Here is an 18,184-nt window from a genome sequence, read left to right on the forward strand (position 1 = left end):
ATGAAGGATTGTTACGCGATGGACATACGATTTATGACAGTTGACGATTTAGATGCTGTGATGGCAATTGAAAATCAATCTTTTAGCATCCCTTGGAGCCGGGACGCATTCTTGAATGAAATCGAGCAGAATCACTTATCCACATATCTTGTTGCAGAGGAAGATGAACGGGTCGTCGGCTACTGTGGCGTCTGGCTTGTTGTGGATGAGGGTCATATCACAAATGTCGCTGTCCTGCCGGATTACCGGGGACGGGGAGTGGGTGAGGCGCTCATGAGAAAGCTTATGGATGTTGCAGGTGAGTGTGGGGCTCGTACGATGACGTTGGAAGTCAGGGTCACAAATGGTGCAGCCCAGCATTTGTATCGCAAACTGGGATTTCAGGATGGTGGAATCAGAAAGCGTTATTATTCGGATAACCAAGAAGATGCTTTAGTAATGTGGGTGAATTTATGAAAAAAGATACATTTGTGTTGGGAATAGAGACAAGCTGTGATGAAACGGCTGTCGCTATTATAAAGAACGGAACCGAGATAGTGACGAATATCGTTTCTTCTCAAATCGAAAGTCATAAACGCTTTGGTGGGGTCGTGCCGGAAATAGCGTCCCGTCACCATGTGGAACAGGTGACCTTTGTGCTCGAGGAAGCACTTGAGCAGGCCGGGATGACGATGGAGGAAATCGATTGTGTGGCCGTGACGGAAGGTCCCGGGCTGGTCGGGGCGCTGTTGATCGGCGTCAATGCTGCAAAGGCACTGGCATTTGCCCATAACAAGCCACTCGTCGGCGTCCATCACATTGCCGGACATATATACGCCAACCGGTTAGTGGAAGAAATGAAGTTCCCACTTCTCTCATTGGTCGTATCAGGTGGTCACACCGAGCTGGTCCTCATGAAGGAGCACGGCTCGTTTCAAGTCATCGGGGAAACCCGGGACGATGCTGCCGGAGAAGCCTATGATAAAGTGGCCAGAACATTGAACCTGCCTTATCCGGGTGGACCGCATATCGACCGTCTTGCACACGAAGGTGAGCCTGTCATTGATCTGCCCCGGGCATGGCTAGAAGAGGGGTCTTATGATTTCAGCTTCAGCGGCTTGAAGTCAGCAGTTATTAACACTCTCCACAATGCGAAGCAAAAGGGACAGACCATCCATCCACAGGATCTGGCTGCGAGCTTCCAGGCCAGTGTGATCGATGTGTTGGTGACGAAAACGGTCAAGGCAGTGAAGGAATATGGTGTGGAACAAGTATTATTAGCTGGGGGCGTTGCGGCGAATAAAGGACTGCGGGCTGCTTTGCAGGAAGCGTTTCATGATGTCGACGCAGCATTGATCATCCCGCCATTGTCCTTATGTACCGATAATGCTGCGATGATTGCCGCTGCCGGTACGGTCCTTTATGAACAAGGAAAACGTGGAAACATGGATATGAACGCAAATCCAGGACTTGATATCGAAAATTTCTAGTGAAAGAAGCTTAAACGTGAAGAGCGTTTAAGCTTTTTTTATTGACTGTTATGTTGTATACATCGCTGTTTAAAACAGGTCCCTATTTTCATCAATCTTTACATTAATTCCGGAATACCCTCCAAATGAAAAAGCTTACATGTTGATAGGCTGTGAATAACAAGGGGAGAGGTCAATTGATCGGTGCGAACATATGTTTTTATCAACAGTCTGTGGATAAAATGTGCACAACTTATTGAAAGATGTGTACATGATGTGAAAAATCTTTATATTTTTGATTGGGAATGAGGATGATTTCTGTGGATAAATACATGTTTCGTTGTGGATTATGTGGAAAAACTGTGTGAATAACGTTTTATCAGGATTTTGAATGTGGATAACAATGTGGAATAAGAAAGGACTGGAGTGATCGTTATCCCCAGTCCTGTGGATTATTGTTCTTCTTGTAAAAGTTCTTCAAGTTCCGTCCATTCTTCCAATAATTCATCAAGCTCTTCTTTCGCTTTGGTGAGGGAGTCGTTCAATTCCTGGACCTTTTCATGGTCTTGGAATATCTCCGGGTCACAGAGGAGCTCTTCTTTTTCCTGAATGTCTGTTTCAAGTGTTTCCATCTGGCCTTCGATTTCTTCCACCCGTCGTCTTCGTTGACGTTCGAGCTTCTTCGCTTCTTTATCGATCTTATGCGATTGCTTTTGTGTCGTCACTGACTGGCTGGTCTGTACCCCTTGCTCGCTGCGTTCGAGTGCCTCAAGCTCTTCCTGCTGCTGCAGTTTTTCAAGATAGTAGTCATAATCGCCAAGATAAGAGGTTGAGCCCATTTTGGACAGTTCGACCACTTTCGTTGCGATGCGATTGATGAAGTACCGGTCATGGGAAACGAAGAGGATCGTTCCCGGATAATCGATCAGGGCGTTTTCCAATACTTCTTTGCTGTCCAGGTCCAGGTGGTTCGTCGGCTCATCAAGGATGAGGACATTTCCCCGTTCCATCATGAGCTTGGACAGGGCAAGGCGGGCCTTTTCCCCTCCGCTCAATGTGGAGACAGGTTTCAGGACGTCTTCACCGGAGAAAAGGAAGTTACCGAGCACGGTGCGGATCTCTTTTTCCATTTTCATCGGGTATTCGTCCCATAGTTCATTCAATACGGTCTTGTTGGAAGACAGTTCAGCCTGTTCCTGGTCATAGTAACTGATGGATACGTTGGAACCGAATTTAAATTCCCCGCCAAGCGGTTTGAGTTTATTCACCAGCGTCTTCAACAAAGTCGATTTACCGATTCCGTTCGGGCCGACGAGGGCGATGCTGTCACCCTTTTTCACAGAGAAGTCGATGTGGGATGAAATCTGTTCATCGTGGTAACCGATGGTGAGGTCCTGCACGTGAAGGACGTCGTTCCCGCTTTGGCGGTCGATTTGGAAGGCGAAGTTTGCAGACTTCTCGTCGCCGAGCGGCCTGTCCATCATGTCCATCCGTTCGAGCTTCTTCCGGCGGCTTTGTGCCATCTTGGTCGTGGAGGCACGGGCGATATTCCGCTGGATGAAGTCTTCGAGTTTCGCGACTTCCTGCTGCTGCCGTTCGAACATCTTCAGGTCCTTTTCATAGTCTTCTGCTTTCTGTTCCAAGTATTTGCTGTAGTTCCCGTGGTATTTCTTACTCCGGTTCCGGGAGATTTCATATACCTGATTGACGACGCTGTCCAGGAAGTAGCGATCGTGGGAAACGATCAGGACGGCGCCTTCGTAGCTTTGAAGATAGGTTTCAAGCCACGATAGGGTTTCGATATCCAGATGGTTCGTCGGCTCATCGAGGATGAGGATATCCGGCTTCGTCAATAGAAGCTTACCGAGGGCGAGACGGGTCTTCTGTCCACCGCTCAATGTGGAGATCTTTGTATCATAATCGAAATCGGCGAAGTTCAATCCGTGGAGCACCGAGCGGATATCGGCTTCATACTGGTAGCCGCCCGAGTCCTTGAAGCGGACCTGAAGCTCGTCATATTCCTTCAACACCCGCTGATAGATGTCTTCCTGCTCGTAAACGGAAGGGTCGGCCATCTGTTTCTCAAGATGTCTCAGCTGTTTCTCCTGCTTCTGCAGCTCTTCGAAAACGGTCAGCATCTCTGCCCAAATTGAAAGATCTGATTCCAGGCCGGTATTTTGTGCAAGGTAACCGATCGTCACCCCTTTAGGTTTCGTGATTTCTCCCGAATCGTAAGAGAGGTGGCCTGCAATGATTTTCAGAAGGGTCGACTTTCCTGCACCGTTCCGTCCGACGAGGGCAACCCGATCTCTTGTCTGTATTTCAAGCTTAATATTTGATAGGATATTATCTGCACCAAAGTTTTTTGATAGTTGATTCACTTGTAGTAGAATCATGACGTTTCACCTCTATTTCATAGTGCTAGTGTACCGTATTTGAAAGGTGAACGGCAATAACTCGACTGTTAATCTTCATACACTTAGGATAAAATATAGTGTATGATGGGTAATGGAATGTATAAATTCTGTACGCTTATTATTTTGGAAGCGGTATCAGAGGTTTTGAATAGATGTGGGGGAATACATTATGAATCAGGATACAACGAAAATTCCACAGGCAACGGCCAAGCGGCTTCCGCTTTACTATCGTTTTATTAAAAATCTGTACTCGTCCGGAAAGCAACGGGTTTCCTCGAAGGAATTGAGTGAAGCGGTGAAGGTGGATTCTGCCACGATCCGGAGGGACTTCTCGTATTTCGGTGCCCTTGGAAAGAAAGGATACGGCTATAACGTCAATTACCTTCTGTCCTTCTTCCGAAAAACGCTTGATCAGGATGCCCTGACGAAAGTGGTATTGATCGGTGTGGGGAATCTCGGTACAGCGTTTCTTCATTATAACTTCATCAAGAATAATAATACGAAGATCGAGATGGCGTTTGAAGTGGATGAAGAAAAGGTCGGGACCCAGATCGGGGATGTACCGGTCTTTCACCTTGATGATTTAGAAGAGAAGCTTGTTGGGCATGATATTGAAGTGGCAATCCTGACGGTTCCGGCGTCTTCTGCTCAAAATATCACAGACCGGTTGGTGTCTTCGAATATCAAGGGGATCCTAAATTTCACTCCTGCGAGGTTGACGGTACCGGACCATATCAGGGTCCATCATATCGACCTGGCGGTGGAGCTTCAGTCTCTTGTTTACTTCTTGAAACACTATTCAGAAGATGACACTGAAATGTCACAAGATGGAATGATAACTGAATAGTAAATCTTTCAAATTTACGTTATGATAGAATGAATAAAGAGGAGGTGTCTCATTATGTTAGGTGCAGGTAGTATCGTACTTATAACAGTCGTTGCCCTATTAATTTTCGGACCGAAGAAATTGCCGGAACTTGGGAAGGCTGCCGGTAATACTTTACGGGAATTCAAAAATGCAACAAAGGGCTTAGCAGATGATGAGGACGATAACAGCAAAAAAGCTAAGTAGGGTAGGATGAACGCCATGAGTCAAAGCCAAAGAGACATGACAGTCTATGAACATATAGGAGAATTGCAGAAACGGCTCATGTTTGTAGTCGTTTTCTTCTTGTTAGCGGTCATCGTGAGTTTCTTTCTCGCAGAGCCGCTGATTCGATATTTGCAACACGCCGATGAAGCGAAAGAGTTGACGATGAACGCCTTTCGGATCACTGACCCTCTCAAAATCTATATGGAAATGATCATGTTCATTGCGATCATCTTGACATCACCCGTCATACTATTCCAGGTGTGGTCATTTGTAAGTCCAGGCTTATATGAGAGAGAGCGGAAGGTGACACTCAGTTACATACCGATTTCCCTTTTGCTGTTCCTCGGTGGTTTGTCATTTTCATATTTTATTTTGTTTCCATACGTTGTGAAGTTCATGATGGGGTTATCGACCAACCTGAATATCCAGCAAGTGATTGGAATTAATGAATACTTTCATTTCTTGTTTCAGATTACCATCCCGTTCGGTTTCCTGTTTCAGCTGCCGGTCATCATGTTATTCCTCACTCGTTTGGGGATCGTGACGCCGATGCTGCTGGGGCAGATGAGGAAGGTGGCTTACTTCGTTCTGCTGGTCGTTGCGGCCTTCATCACACCGCCAGATATCGTCTCCCACTTAATGGTGACGGTTCCTTTACTGCTTCTATATGAAATCAGTATATGGATATCCAAGATCGGGTACAAAAAGGTGTTGGAAGCTGAGCAAAAGCTGGAAATGGAACGATTCGAAGATATAAAAAAGGATTGATCTCAGTGATCAATCCTTTTTTTTGTTTATCTGCTTTTTAATCTTAACATGCAGCATGATCATCCGCAGGCCGGAACCAAAGTCCAGGGTTGCCAGGAAGATGAGCATGTATGTGAAAAATCCCCAACCTTCATCATTCTGTACGTTTTGTACAGCGAAGTATGTGAAGAGCACACCGAGAAGGAGATAGATCACTCCAGAGAATAATGGTGATCTCCTCATAGAAATAATCCTCCAATGAATCCTTGTATTTTTTCAGCTTCGTTCATCAGTTTCTCAATATCATCCTTATAAATGGACTGCATGAGAACGACCGTTGTATTCATCGTGACGTGGGCAAAGATCGGTACGAGGATCCGCTTCGTCTTCACATATAGGAATGCGAAGGTGAAGCCCATCGCAGAATACAGGATCACATGCTCAGGCTCAAAATGGGCAAGAGCGAAAATGACCGAGCTGATGAGTGCCGCAAAGAAGAAGTGCATCTTCTCATATAGGACGCCAAAAATGATCTTCCTGAAAACGATCTCTTCTAATATGGGACCGATGATCGCAGCGACAAGCATGGATAATGGCACCTTTTCAATGATGGCGATGATCATCTGGGTGTTTTCAGATCCCATCTGAATCCCGAGTGCATACTCGACCTGGATCGCGATCGATTGAGCAAGGAATGCCATGAAGATACCAAGAACCGCCCACACGGTGGAACGGGCAGCACCCAGCGGGGCGCTCCGCTCAAGGCGGGTACTTGTTTCACTTTTCCTAAGGATCCCCCACACGACGAGAAGCGTCAGTGTGAAACTGATGACAAGCCAGTATCCAGGCGCGGCACTCTTGACGGCTTCTTCCGGCTGGCCGAGCACATCGATGCCGATCTTAAGCAGCAAGGGGATGCCGATGATGCTTGAAAGCTGCATAACAATATAGGTAATTAAAATATATCCAAAATGTTTTTTCAACGCTTGATCTCCTTTAGCACCTGTATGATGAGCGACAACTATGCTTCGTCTTGAACTTACTCTTGTACAATTCTACTAAGAAAAGGGGAACTGTTCAAATCTGAGGGGTTTATTCTTCCCGATGCCTGAAGAATAAACGCAGGGAAGCAGGCATAGGATAGGAGGGTGTGAAAAAAAGAGAAAAATGACGAAAAAAATTTTAAGCAGGACTCTTGCAAAATGAAAACGAATTAATTAATATAATAATTGTGTTAGCACTCACAGAGTGCGAGTGCTAATAAAAATATTTACATATTTCAAGGAGGTTGTTTCACTTGTTAAAACCACTAGGTGATCGCGTCGTTATCGAGCTAGTTGAGTCAGAAGAAAAAACAGCAAGCGGTATTGTGCTACCGGATTCCGCAAAGGAAAAGCCACAAGAAGGTAAAGTGTTGGCTGTAGGTACTGGTCGCATTCTTGACAACGGTGAGCGCGTTGCTCTTGAGGTAGCTGTCGGCGATCGGATCATTTTCTCTAAATACGCTGGTACAGAAGTGAAATACCAAGGCACAGAATACCTGATCCTTCGCGATAGCGATATTCTGGCTGTAGTTGGCGAATAATTAAATTTCCGTATAAAAAATCATACATTATTTAAATAAGAGGAGGACTTTATCAATGGCTAAAGATATTAAATTCAGCGAAGAAGCACGTCGTTCCATGCTTCGCGGTGTCGATCAATTAGCAAATGCAGTAAAAGTAACTCTTGGACCAAAAGGACGTAACGTGGTACTTGAGAAGAAATTCGGTTCACCGCTTATCACAAATGACGGTGTGACAATCGCAAAAGAAATCGAACTAGAAGATGCATTCGAAAACATGGGTGCAAAGCTGGTTGCTGAAGTAGCAAGCAAAACAAACGAAATTGCCGGTGACGGTACAACGACTGCAACGGTCCTAGCGCAAGCGATGATCCGTGAAGGTCTTAAAAACGTAACAGCTGGTGCGAACCCTGTCGGCGTCCGTAAAGGTATCGAAAAAGCGGTTCAAGCTGCTATCGAAGAATTAAAAGTGATCTCTAAGCCGATCGAAGGCAAAGATTCCATCGCTCAAGTTGCGGCAATCTCAGCAGCTGACGAAGAAGTCGGTCAACTGATTGCAGAAGCAATGGAGCGCGTTGGAAACGACGGCGTTATCACAATCGAAGAATCTAAAGGTTTCACTACTGAGCTTGACGTAGTGGAAGGAATGCAGTTCGACCGTGGATATGCATCTCCATACATGGTTACTGATTCTGATAAAATGGAAGCTGTCTTAGAGAATCCATACATCTTAATCACTGACAAGAAAATCGGAAACATCCAGGAAGTACTTCCTGTTCTTGAGCAAGTAGTACAACAAGGTAAGCCATTACTAATGGTAGCTGAAGATGTTGAAGGCGAAGCGCTAGCAACACTTGTTGTGAACAAACTTCGCGGAACATTCAACGCTGTAGCGGTTAAAGCTCCTGGCTTCGGTGACCGTCGTAAAGCAATGCTTGAAGACTTAGCGGTTCTTACTGGTGGAGAAGTGATCACAGAAGATCTAGGCTTAGACCTTAAATCTGCGAACATCACTCAACTTGGCCGCGCTGCGAAAGTAGTCGTAACGAAAGAAAACACGACTGTCGTAGAAGGCTCTGGAGATCCAGAAAAAATCGCAGCCCGCGTAAACCAAATCCGTGCTCAATTAGAAGAATCAACTTCTGAGTTCGATAAAGAAAAATTACAAGAGCGCCTTGCTAAGCTTGCAGGCGGAGTGGCAGTCGTGAAAGTCGGAGCTGCAACTGAAACTGAGCTTAAAGAGCGTAAACTACGCATCGAAGACGCCCTGAACTCTACTCGTGCAGCAGTAGAAGAAGGTATCGTATCCGGTGGTGGTACGGCACTTGTGAACGTATACAACAAAGTAGCATCAATCGAAGCGGATTCTGACGTAGCAACTGGTATCAACATCGTGCTGCGTGCTCTTGAAGAGCCGATCCGTCAAATCGCTCACAACGCAGGCCTTGAAGGATCAATCATCGTTGAGCGCCTGAAGAAAGAAGAAGTAGGTGTCGGATTCAACGCAGCTACTGGTGAGTGGGTCAACATGATCGAAAAAGGTATCGTAGATCCAACGAAAGTAACTCGTTCTGCACTTCAAAACGCAGCGTCTGTCGCAGCAATGTTCCTGACTACTGAAGCAGTAGTAGCGGACATCCCTGAAGAAGGCGGCGGCATGCCGGATATGTCTGGTATGGGCGGAATGGGTGGAATGGGCGGCATGATGTAATCTGCCCCCTCAACCCTTGATATAAAAGGATTTGTTGGTAAGGTGAGAGTGGTTTGCTAACATTTTGCTAACATTGAGGATATTAACGGAGGCTTCTCATGAGTTCACTGAACTTTTGGGAAGCTTCTTTTTTCATTTCTTGGGTTACGTGGAGATACACATTTTTCGTAATTTGATCATCTGTATGACCGAGACGATCCATGATTTGTTCGAGTGAGACACGAGCTTCCGCAAGAAGGGATGTATGAGTGTGTCTTAAACTGTGCGGAGTTAAATCTTTGTTAAGGTCGGCAATTTTTAGCAGCCTTTTCATACGATCTCGAACATTCTTAATTACGATAGGATAGCCGTGTTGTCGTTGCATTTTGGCAAAGATAAAATCTTGGTTATAGTAAGCATCACCTAGTTGCTCAATTACTTCATCTTGAGCCTCTTTATGTTCTTTCAAAGCGTCAATCACTTCTTCATCGACAACAATTTTCCGTCTAGACTTTCGGGTTTTTGGTGGGACTAATTGATACTCAACCGTATTATTATTTGGATTATAATATGTCTTAGTAATACTGATTGTATGGTTTTTGAAGTCAATATCTTTCCACTTAAGAGCAATAAGTTCTCCAACCCGAATTCCTGTATAGGCGAGTATTAAAAACACCAAGTAATCATGTTCAAGACCATTTTGTTTTGCTGTCTTTAAAAACAAGGCAAGCTCTTCTTTTTCTAAGTAATTTGGAACTTCCTCTTCTTCTAATTGTTGAATCGTTTTTTTGTCTTTTTTTACGTAAGAGAATTCTGTAGGATCCTTCTTTAATAGTTCTAATTCTAATGCCTTTCGAAAAATCATCCTCCCAGTTCGATTTATCCCCTCCCTTGTGCTATCAGCTAACCCTTGAGCTTTTAAATCGTTGAGAGCATCTTGGTACATCTTTCTTGTGATGTCCTTCAATTTTAATTGAGCAAAGTAGGGTAATAACCTTCCAATTTCATGAAGTCGAACACGAATAGTACCTGGCTTAACCTCCTTTGACTCACTGTAGATAGGCAGCCACTCTTTTGCAAAGTCGCTGAAAGTTTTGTCTGTTTCCTCTAAATATGTCCCTTGATTTAACTCGTAAATGAGAGTATTAGCTGCCGCTTCAGCTTCTTGTTGGGTCAGAAAGCCACTTTTAGACTTCTGTTTCCTTTTTCCGGTGAATGGGTCTATTCCGATATCAACGACATAAGCCCATTTTGCACCGCAAGTACATTTTTTCTTTTTGCATGTGCAGTTTCTTCTATAAAAATGTCCTTTCATAGGCATCCTCACTTTCTGAAATTATTTTATTGCTAAAAATACATTATTACCAACTGTAATTACAATAATTCATTCCGTTTATTCGACACATTTATAAGGAGAGATTTAATAATGAGTGATGTAAATGATAAGGGGAATTTATGCGTAGTACTGCGTGCGCAATAGTTAGACAAAATTTTATTTCTTAGGGAGTCATGCATAGAGAACAAACGAAAAAAACTATACATTCTACATGGGAATGGATCTTTTGTTTCATCTATCTTCACTTTTGTGTGAAAATATGCAATTTCGCATATTTTAGTTGACGTTGATAGAAAAATGAATTATTATTCCAATAGATAGAAATTATTCTAATATTTGGTAGGGGGAGAACGATGTTTGATTTAAAGGATTTTCGACAAAATGTACTAAAGATGACGCAGGACGACTTTGCGAAGATGATAGGGGTTCGGCAGGATTATGTCTCTAGAATGGAAAAGACTCCTGAGGCAATTGAATTCAGTATGCTTTTAAAAATAGCTCAAGCAACAGGTACAACTTTAGATGAGTTGGTAGGATATAAAAAGTCTATACCTAATGCTTTAGAGGTAAGTAACACATGGGAGACCTCTTCATTTATTAAAAAGACATTGCTTGACTACATAAAGATGAAAACTGAAGATATAAGGCTATCATCTGAAGAAAAATATAAAAAAATGATTAAAGACTTATATCAAATGATTGAATCAACCATTGTTAAGCCTTCCGTTGCAATAGTAGGTATGTCTGACGCTGGAAAGAGCAGATTAATTAATTCTCTTTTAGGTATGGATAAAATGCCAACTTCATGGACACCAACCACATCAATAAGCGTACATATTAAACATATTGATGATCGGCCAGACTTTATAGAAGATGAAGTGTGGATTTTTAAAGGTGATAAGAATGGATTCGATGTTAAAAAGCTTACTAATGAAAACTATTGTAGTAAATGGAAAATCGCAGGTGGAACTACATCCTTGTTAGCTGATTATGGCACGCGTCAAGGAGACAAATACGATATTGAGGATGCTTCGGCTGCTGTAATTTTTGTAGAAAGTTCTATATTACAAATATGCGATATTGTTGACTTACCTGGATTTGGCACAGGTGATAGAAAAAACGATGATATTCTAGCACAGAAATCAAGAGAAATTGCAGACGTTGTTATTTATATGTCGATTGCTAATGGTTTCTTACGAGGTACGGATATTGAGTTTTTAAAAACGACTTTAAACTCTTTACCTGTTATTGAGAATAAAGGGAACAAACTAAGTCCTCTTAACAATTTATTTATTGTTGCATCTCAGTCACACACCGTTGATAACGGAAATAAAACGGAGTTAGAAAGAATTTTAGACGCAGGTGCAACTAGATTATATAGTGAAGTTCCGGAAGAGATTTGGCAAAATCGAGAGGAACAATCGGTTTATAAGCATACAATAAATGATTTAAGAAATAGATTCTTTACCTATACAACCGATAAGCCTTATTTGAGAGAAGACTTTGAGCGGGAAGTTAAACAACTTTTAGAAAACCTCCCTACAATAATTAATAAAAATGCAAAGGAGTCGTTACAAAAGTACGTTGAAGACTCAAAGATATTACTTGAAAATGATATCGAGCAATATGAAAAAATCATTTATGAAAGAGAAAAGTATAAACAATTACTAGCTGATATTCGTAAAAATGAACCGATACGAATTCAAGAAAACCAAAAAGCTAGAATGGAAGTACTAGAAAAAGTAGAGAAGCTTCATAAGGAGTCAATCAAACAGTTTGAGGATGAATTTGCTTCTATTATTTCGGTTGATAATATTGTTGAAATTATTAAAGATAAAAAGTATAAAAAGAAAAAACAAGACATGGAAAGCCTTGCAGGATACCTAAGTAGTAAAATTCAAGCAAAGATGCAAGTTGTTTTAAAGGACAATGCGGAAGATTTAAATAAATCCATTGATAAATACCTAAAGAACTTCAATGTTCAAATTAATAAGTTTGAAAGTGAGCTAAAAGGGTTCCAGGTAAATTTTGACGCGGTAAAGGCTTTTGCCAGCGGATTAGCGGGTCTAGCTACCTTTGGCGGTCTTGCAATCTGGGCTTCAACACTAGGAAATTTAGGAGCATATATCTTAGTGGCTAAGGGAGTAAGTGTTCTGTCAGCACTTGGGATTACAGTAGCTGGAGGAACAGCTGGTGCGGCCTCGGTGGTTGCTGCGCTTGGTGGTCCGATAACATTAGGAATAGCTTTGGCTGTTATTGTTAGCTTGTCAGTATTTGCCTTTGCAACAGGAGGTTGGCAAAAAGGTATTGCTAAAAAGATTGTTAAGGAATATTCAGCCCAAGATACATTTGGTCAATTTGTAGAAGAAATTGATAAGTTTTGGGATGATACTGAGAATGCATTTAACGCAGCAGCTGACTACTTAGATGATGAGTGGAAAAAATATGTTGATGATTTAAACGATATGGTATCTTCTTATAGCATTAAAGATATTGAACAGAGAATTATTAATGCCATTAACCTAAAAGATTTTTTCGTAGAAATGCCATTGTCAGAACCAGCAATGGCATAATGGAGGGGATACAATGATAACTACTACAGATCAGCTAGCCTTATTTCAGGAATACTTCGATAAAAATGATGTTTGGCAAGCAAACTTGATTATTAAGAATCTATTCAATAAAAATATAAGTGATCGTGATGTATTTCAAGCATTTTTTGAATTTAGCATGAAAATTGCAAAGTGGAATATTGACATCCCAACTCGAAAAGTATTTTTAGATCAGGCATCTTCTTCTATTCTATTTTTTAGTGAAAATGCAGAGTTGAGCCCGGACGTTCTTGGGATGATACAGGCTTGCCAAAGTGAAGTGGACGAACTTCGTAATGGAATCCTTCAAGTAGAAGAAGTGCAATCAAGTCGTAATTTTGAAGAAGTCAAAAAAGAACAAACGGAATTTTTGCGCCAGCTTACTGAATACAAGTATGAACTTGTTAAATGTCAAGACCAAACACAATTCAATACAATTCTTGAAAAAGTTAAAGTGGCTGAGGAACAAATTAATGAAGCTATTCTTGATAAGGATGAAGGAGGTCTGTATCAAGAACTAACAAGGGAGTACCCGAATGTAATTAGCTCCAAGCTGACTGAATTCGAACAGTTAAAAATTAAATCCTACAATAAAAAGGCCGTAAGTGATTTCCAATATGTTTATAACGAGTTCAAGAATAATGAAGATAAGTATAAAGATAGTATGCTTAATTTAAAACGACTTGTTGGCAATAGGTTGTTCTCCTATGATTCAAGTCAATTAGTTAATGAGACATTAATCTATTACAACCATATCTATTCTTACATTTTCGGTCAGCTTAACGAAGAAGGGAAATTTAAGTTAACCGAGTTAGCAATTGAAATTGAAAAAGTAAAATAACAGGAGGTCCTCATGTTTAGTAAAAGAAGGTCTATAATACGTCCAGCGGGTCTCTCCATTTCATTTTCAAATGCGAATATTATTGCTATGCCAATACATAGTACAAATACATTCGGGACAATCAATACAACAAATGCCTACAATGAACAATTTGATCAGATTTTTACGAATTTAAATGAGAGGCGACAGGAGTTACATGCTAAAGTAAGTTCATTGTCGCATGGAGATACATCCCTTCGTAATGAAGGGGTCTCCATCGCTTGGAAATATGAGCAGGCAGAGATAAAAATGGGCGGACAAGGCACTGCTGGCTGGAGTAAAGGGCAGAGGCAGGAGATTCTTGATACGGGAAAAGTTCGAGGTGCCGAGGGGCATCATATTAATTCGGTTAAGGATCATCCAGGTGAACAAGCCAATCCAGATAACATAAAGATTGTAAAAAGCAAGCAGGAGCATTTAGCAGAGCACGGGGGAGACTTTCGTAATCCAACGGAAGGTGAACTTGTTGATCGAAATGCCCGACTAGAGGATGTTAATAATCAACGCGTGTTTAAAAACGAATTAACTGGAATCGGCTTAGCAGCTGCTATTGGCTTAGGAGTAGGATTTACCATTGGAGCTATTGCCACACTTGCAAAACATGGTGTTTCTTCTAAATCGTTAATGGAAGCAGGTGTCGTTGGGCTTAAAACAGGGACTGAATCTTCAGCGCTTGCAGTAGTCAATCATGGAATTGTCCGAGGAATAGGAGAAGCAGCGACTACTGCACTAGCTCAAACCGCTTCTGAACGACTAGGCTTTGCTTTAACAGAGAACCTATTAAAAATGTGTAATATGGCTGTAGTCGGTGCAGTTTCGTCTATTGTGTTTAGTGCATATGTTTTTATAAAGCTAAAGTGGAAGGGGAATACCACTTCATTCGCTCTCAAACAGGCTGGTAAAACACTTGGATATTCGCTAGGGGTTCTCTTTATCTCGATAGTCGCCCAAGGCATTTGGGGAGGCTATGCTGGTCTAATAGCATCGCTTAGCATCGGTATCCTAATGACTTTTTACCACTTTATAAAGAATAAATTGTTCGAAAAGCTTCTTGAGGAGATTAGGCATTTTACCATTAATAAAGTAAGACCAATTTATTGATAGGGAGGTGAGGATATTGCTTTACGAAAAGTTTGTCAAAAAAGCAAAACAGCAAGATGAACGAAATGATTTTGCGGAATTAGAGGATTCAACTAGTAAGAGCCTTCCAGAACCAGTACGTAAATTTTACAGTTATGCTAATCCAGTTGACGTAGAACTAAGGATGTCAGACCTAACATCAATAAAGTTATATTCTGCTGATTCCTTACCAGCACTACAACAAGAATATAGAATGCCTGAAGAATTCTTCGTAGTTGCTACAAGAGAAGGAGATCCTATTTTCATTAAAAATGGGAAGGTATACACTGCCGTTCATGGTGCGGGAGAATGGGAGAAGGAACTGTTATTTAATTCTTTTAACGAGTTCTTAGAGAATATCATTGATCAGATAAAGCTTTAGGAACACCAATCCCACGTCACCTGTATGTTTTACCTATCATTAAGGTTCTCATAAGATAAAAGTCATTATTACGCAGTACAAATCAACTGTTCTATAGAAAAGCTAAGTGAAAGCAAAATGATTAATTTTGCTTTCACCATAATTAATCATCACTATTCACTTTCCATGAAGTTATCAAATTTATCAGATGCTTCTCTCTTCTCAGGGTCTGTAATATGAAGATATATCTTCCTGGTTATTTCATCATCAAAATGACCTAATCGATCTCTAATGTCTTCCAGTTCAACTCCAGCTGCCGCAAGTAGTGAAGTGTGTGTATGACGTAAGCTATGAGGAGAGAGCTTCATATTTAAATTAGCTAATTTAAGTAATCTTTTCATCCTATTTTCCACTAACTTGGTTAAGATAGGGAGGCCATGATGGTTATTAACATTTGTAAAAATAAATCCTTTATTAGTGTATAGGTCCCCTAATCTAACAATGGTTCTTTCTTGTTCTTCTTTATGCTTTTTAAGCATTTCAATCACAAGACTTGATACAATAATTTTACGTTTAGATTTCTCTGTCTTAGGTTGTACCAATACGTACTTAGCGATATTGTTATTTTCGTTATAGTACGTTTTGTTAATGCGGACAGTTCGCTTAGTAAAATCAATATCTTTCCATTTAAGTACTACTAATTCACCTACCCGCATACCAGTGTACGCTAGCATAGTGAAAATGAGATCATCCATAAGCAGTCCATTTTTCTTTGCTGAATTCAAAAAGATTTTCAGCTCTTTTTTCTCAAAGTAATTTGGAAGATCCTCATCTGAATTCTTCTGATCATCCTCATCTGTTTCTTTAATTACTTTAGGATCTTTTTTAATATAAGCCTTTTTTGCTGGATCTTCTCTTATCAGTTTCTTATGAACGGCCATATCAAATATCATTTTACCTGTTGCTAAGATGCCCTCCAGTGTACTTTTGGCCAAATTATTAGCTTTTAGATCATCTAGAGCATCTTGGAACATTTCCTCTGAAACGTTTTTAAGTTTAATGTGAGCAAGGTAGGGGAGTAATTTATTTATGCTATATTTTCGAAGTCGAAGTGTACCAGGTTTAGGACAAGTTCGTTCAATATACATAGACAACCATTGTTCAGCAAAGTCCTTAAACAAAATATCAGATTCCTTAATAAATGTACCTTGTTTCACATCAGTGATTATCGCTCTTACAGCATCTTCTGCATCTCCCCTTGTTTTAAATCCACCTCTGCTTTCCTGTCTTCTTTCCCCCGTTTTGGGGTCTGGTCCAATGTCTACCCAAAACGTCCAGGTTTTACCACCACAGGCGCATTTCTTTTTAGGGTTGCACTTACAATTCCTTCTTTTATAATGACCTTTCATACTCCTTTGTTACCTCACTTCCAAATATAAATAATATAATGTAGAAAGGTAGGAGAAGGCTCCACATAAATTATTACTAGAGCCTTTCCCTATATACTTGTTTCCATCAGTGGCTATGCTTATTTCTTATTCTTCAGTCGTTTAATCCACTGCATTAAATCATCTTTTTCCACTCTTTTTGAAATCCCAATTTCATAGTTGGGAATTCCACCATGCTCAACATGCACTTTTAATAACTCGTAAACTGTTTTTCTAGATATTCCAAGGAATTCTGAAATCTGTTGTGCTGTCAAAGTATCCGGTAGCGATTCCCAAGTTGTGTGTTTTTTTGTTTTGTTCATAATAAATTCCTCCTGAAGGTCAAAAGAAAAACCCCACAGATGAGAAAAGAAGGCACACTCCTACCAAGACAACAAGGTGGTTTAACGTGACCAACTTATTTCTTGGATTGGATGGGTGCTTCCTCATTCCAATCTGTGGGGTTTAACTTAACCCAGTTCATTTTATTCTTTCTGGTTTTCATGTTAACTTATTTCTTTTAGAATGGCGAACATAGGTACGAAACTTTTTTATGTTTTTTCTTGAGGTTATATATATTCTCTTTTTAATGAATAATACGGAATACAAGACTAGTAAGCGGGTGTTTTACTACAGCTCAAAGTTTTTTTGCTCCTGACAGAGATTATCCCCGTCGTAGCACTATGTCAGGCGTGGAACAAAGAATATAAAATTAAGAGATAGATAAATACTCCAAGGATTCTTTACTATACCTTAAATGGATTTGTTTCTTTTATTAATAGGTAAATACGTTCTTTATTTTGAGTTGCTCTCTTTTCTCCCTTCATGCCATTGTTTAAACTCCGTTTTGTCTACCTTTATTGATGCTCCAATTCGAAATGTAGGGATTCCACCATGCTCGATATGAACTTCAAACAACTCATATACTCTTCTTTTGGATATCCCGAGAATCTTGCATATGTGTTGCGCTGTCAAAGTATCCGGTAGCAATTCCCACGGGATGTGTGTTTCTGCTTTTTTCAATTTCTTACCCTCCTGTTCAATCAAAAAAGAAAACCCCACAGATTTGGAAAGAAAGGCAGACTGCATCCAAGATAAAAGATTACATACTTTTTTAGAAGTAATCTTATACGTCGAATACAGGTCCTTCCTGTGATCCAATCTGTGGGGTTTACCCAATTGATTTTGTTAAATATTATTATGTTACACATCATAGAGTGGAATATAATGAACTGTCAAGTACTGAATTGCGATGATATTTTCCGGTAGATATAAATCTAAGTGAAAGAAAATTTATCATTAATTAGTATGTAGGGATACTCTTCACTTATAGTTTACATAGCTACTGTTGTTGTGATAGATTTTAAATATAAGCAATTCATAAAAAATTAATTGAACTCGTTGCCATATAATTTAATAGTCTATTTTAAATAGATCTAGAGCAGAAGCACTGTCTCTATATCTGCAGAAATACACCATACGTGTATCCTCTTCAGATATAAGGACAGTGC

Annotated in this window: 18 protein-coding genes; 11 read left to right on the forward strand and 7 right to left on the reverse strand. The window is 40.7% G+C overall.

The features are described 5' to 3' along the window. The first annotated feature begins 18 nt into the window (after positions 1-18). On the forward strand, positions 19-456 hold the full coding sequence (gene rimI / locus KH172YL63_RS01500) for a ribosomal protein S18-alanine N-acetyltransferase (RefSeq protein WP_442858748.1): 438 nt from the start codon (positions 19-21) through the stop codon (positions 454-456). Further along, complete coding sequence (tsaD, locus tag KH172YL63_RS01505; RefSeq protein WP_173104455.1) at positions 453-1,469, forward strand: tRNA (adenosine(37)-N6)-threonylcarbamoyltransferase complex transferase subunit TsaD; 1,017 nt, start codon at positions 453-455, stop codon at positions 1,467-1,469. Before rimI ends, tsaD begins: the two co-directional genes overlap by 4 nt. 431 nt (positions 1,470-1,900) lie before the next feature. On the opposite strand, the gene KH172YL63_RS01510 is transcribed toward tsaD, so the two are convergent. Beyond that, the gene (locus tag KH172YL63_RS01510; RefSeq protein WP_173104456.1) at positions 1,901-3,844 is read right to left on the reverse strand and encodes an ABC-F family ATP-binding cassette domain-containing protein; all 1,944 of its coding nucleotides are present in this window, start codon (positions 3,842-3,844) and stop codon (positions 1,901-1,903) included. A 190-nt stretch (positions 3,845-4,034) separates the two neighbouring features. Here KH172YL63_RS01510 and KH172YL63_RS01515 point away from each other — a divergent pair, with 190 nt between their 5' ends. Genes KH172YL63_RS01515 through tatC form a run of 3 tightly spaced genes read left to right on the forward strand, consistent with a single transcriptional unit; the run spans position 4,035 to position 5,726 of the window. Further along, a complete protein-coding gene (locus KH172YL63_RS01515; RefSeq protein WP_173104457.1) occupies positions 4,035-4,712 on the forward strand; it encodes a redox-sensing transcriptional repressor Rex in 678 nt (225 codons plus the stop codon). Between the two features lie 54 nt (positions 4,713-4,766). After that, positions 4,767-4,937 carry a twin-arginine translocase TatA/TatE family subunit gene (locus tag KH172YL63_RS01520; RefSeq protein WP_044340658.1) on the forward strand — a complete coding sequence of 57 codons (171 nt, stop codon included), beginning with the start codon at positions 4,767-4,769 and terminating at the stop codon, positions 4,935-4,937. 15 nt (positions 4,938-4,952) lie between these two features. After that, entirely contained in the window at positions 4,953-5,726 is a 774-nt protein-coding gene (tatC, locus tag KH172YL63_RS01525; protein ID WP_173104458.1) for a twin-arginine translocase subunit TatC, read from the forward strand. Between the two features lie 9 nt (positions 5,727-5,735). On the opposite strand, the gene KH172YL63_RS01530 is transcribed toward tatC, so the two are convergent. Next, positions 5,736-5,948, reverse strand: coding sequence for a YdiK family protein (locus KH172YL63_RS01530; RefSeq protein WP_173104459.1), 213 nt, complete (start codon positions 5,946-5,948; stop codon positions 5,736-5,738). Then, positions 5,945-6,688 (reverse strand): CPBP family intramembrane glutamic endopeptidase, encoded by a 744-nt coding sequence (locus tag KH172YL63_RS01535; protein ID WP_173104460.1) that lies wholly within the window; start codon positions 6,686-6,688, stop codon positions 5,945-5,947. The genes KH172YL63_RS01530 and KH172YL63_RS01535 overlap by 4 nt, the downstream gene beginning before the upstream one ends. Positions 6,689-7,002: 314 nt before the next feature. Here KH172YL63_RS01535 and groES point away from each other — a divergent pair, with 314 nt between their 5' ends. Then, positions 7,003-7,290, forward strand: a complete 288-nt coding sequence (gene groES / locus KH172YL63_RS01540; protein ID WP_169212320.1) for a co-chaperone GroES — start codon at positions 7,003-7,005, stop codon at positions 7,288-7,290. A 55-nt stretch (positions 7,291-7,345) separates the two neighbouring features. Beyond that, a complete protein-coding gene (gene groL / locus KH172YL63_RS01545; protein WP_173104461.1) occupies positions 7,346-8,980 on the forward strand; it encodes a chaperonin GroEL in 1,635 nt (544 codons plus the stop codon). A gap of 82 nt (positions 8,981-9,062) precedes the next feature. On the opposite strand, the gene KH172YL63_RS01550 is transcribed toward groL, so the two are convergent. After that, positions 9,063-10,274, reverse strand: a complete 1,212-nt coding sequence (locus KH172YL63_RS01550; RefSeq protein WP_173104462.1) for a site-specific integrase — start codon at positions 10,272-10,274, stop codon at positions 9,063-9,065. Positions 10,275-10,648: 374 nt separating this feature from the next. Between KH172YL63_RS01550 and KH172YL63_RS01555 the strand changes: the two genes are divergently transcribed. Genes KH172YL63_RS01555 through KH172YL63_RS01570 form a run of 4 tightly spaced genes read left to right on the forward strand, consistent with a single transcriptional unit; the run spans position 10,649 to position 15,267 of the window. Then, positions 10,649-12,868: a dynamin family protein gene (locus tag KH172YL63_RS01555; protein WP_173104463.1), complete on the forward strand. Its 2,220-nt coding sequence runs from the start codon at positions 10,649-10,651 to the stop codon at positions 12,866-12,868. A 13-nt stretch (positions 12,869-12,881) separates the two neighbouring features. Then, positions 12,882-13,727 (forward strand): hypothetical protein, encoded by an 846-nt coding sequence (locus KH172YL63_RS01560; RefSeq protein WP_173104464.1) that lies wholly within the window; start codon positions 12,882-12,884, stop codon positions 13,725-13,727. Between the two features lie 12 nt (positions 13,728-13,739). Next, positions 13,740-14,867, forward strand: coding sequence for a hypothetical protein (locus KH172YL63_RS01565; protein WP_173104465.1), 1,128 nt, complete (start codon positions 13,740-13,742; stop codon positions 14,865-14,867). 16 nt (positions 14,868-14,883) lie between these two features. Continuing rightward, positions 14,884-15,267: an SMI1/KNR4 family protein gene (locus tag KH172YL63_RS01570; protein WP_173104466.1), complete on the forward strand. Its 384-nt coding sequence runs from the start codon at positions 14,884-14,886 to the stop codon at positions 15,265-15,267. Between the two features lie 152 nt (positions 15,268-15,419). Here the strand turns inward: KH172YL63_RS01570 and KH172YL63_RS01575 are convergent, their stop codons facing one another. From KH172YL63_RS01575 to KH172YL63_RS01585, 3 genes are all read right to left on the reverse strand, one after another. Beyond that, on the reverse strand, positions 15,420-16,655 hold the full coding sequence (locus tag KH172YL63_RS01575; RefSeq protein ID WP_173104467.1) for a site-specific integrase: 1,236 nt from the start codon (positions 16,653-16,655) through the stop codon (positions 15,420-15,422). A 119-nt stretch (positions 16,656-16,774) separates the two neighbouring features. Beyond that, the gene (locus tag KH172YL63_RS01580; protein WP_173104468.1) at positions 16,775-16,996 is read right to left on the reverse strand and encodes a helix-turn-helix domain-containing protein; all 222 of its coding nucleotides are present in this window, start codon (positions 16,994-16,996) and stop codon (positions 16,775-16,777) included. A 472-nt stretch (positions 16,997-17,468) separates the two neighbouring features. Further along, complete coding sequence (locus tag KH172YL63_RS01585) at positions 17,469-17,696, reverse strand: helix-turn-helix domain-containing protein (protein WP_232066089.1); 228 nt, start codon at positions 17,694-17,696, stop codon at positions 17,469-17,471. Between the last annotated feature and the right edge of the window lie 488 nt (positions 17,697-18,184).

It is taken from the genome of Bacillus sp. KH172YL63 (genome assembly GCF_011398925.1).
In the GTDB taxonomy this organism is placed as follows: domain Bacteria; phylum Bacillota; class Bacilli; order Bacillales; family Bacillaceae_B; genus Rossellomorea.

Excerpts from the sequence above, each read along its gene's own strand:
- rimI (WP_442858748.1), top strand. The coding sequence starts at position 19 with ATGGACATACGATTTATGACAGTTGACGATTTAGATGCTGTGATGGCA.
- tsaD (WP_173104455.1), top strand. The coding sequence starts at position 453 with ATGAAAAAAGATACATTTGTGTTGGGAATAGAGACAAGCTGTGATGAA.
- KH172YL63_RS01510 (WP_173104456.1), bottom strand. The coding sequence starts at position 3,844 with ATGATTCTACTACAAGTGAATCAACTATCAAAAAACTTTGGTGCAGAT.
- KH172YL63_RS01515 (WP_173104457.1), top strand. The coding sequence starts at position 4,035 with ATGAATCAGGATACAACGAAAATTCCACAGGCAACGGCCAAGCGGCTT.
- KH172YL63_RS01520 (WP_044340658.1), top strand. The coding sequence starts at position 4,767 with ATGTTAGGTGCAGGTAGTATCGTACTTATAACAGTCGTTGCCCTATTA.
- tatC (WP_173104458.1), top strand. The coding sequence starts at position 4,953 with ATGAGTCAAAGCCAAAGAGACATGACAGTCTATGAACATATAGGAGAA.
- KH172YL63_RS01530 (WP_173104459.1), bottom strand. The coding sequence starts at position 5,948 with ATGAGGAGATCACCATTATTCTCTGGAGTGATCTATCTCCTTCTCGGT.
- groL (WP_173104461.1), top strand. The coding sequence starts at position 7,346 with ATGGCTAAAGATATTAAATTCAGCGAAGAAGCACGTCGTTCCATGCTT.
- KH172YL63_RS01550 (WP_173104462.1), bottom strand. The coding sequence starts at position 10,274 with ATGAAAGGACATTTTTATAGAAGAAACTGCACATGCAAAAAGAAAAAA.
- KH172YL63_RS01555 (WP_173104463.1), top strand. The coding sequence starts at position 10,649 with ATGTTTGATTTAAAGGATTTTCGACAAAATGTACTAAAGATGACGCAG.
- KH172YL63_RS01560 (WP_173104464.1), top strand. The coding sequence starts at position 12,882 with ATGATAACTACTACAGATCAGCTAGCCTTATTTCAGGAATACTTCGAT.
- KH172YL63_RS01565 (WP_173104465.1), top strand. The coding sequence starts at position 13,740 with ATGTTTAGTAAAAGAAGGTCTATAATACGTCCAGCGGGTCTCTCCATT.
- KH172YL63_RS01575 (WP_173104467.1), bottom strand. The coding sequence starts at position 16,655 with ATGAAAGGTCATTATAAAAGAAGGAATTGTAAGTGCAACCCTAAAAAG.
- KH172YL63_RS01580 (WP_173104468.1), bottom strand. The coding sequence starts at position 16,996 with ATGAACAAAACAAAAAAACACACAACTTGGGAATCGCTACCGGATACT.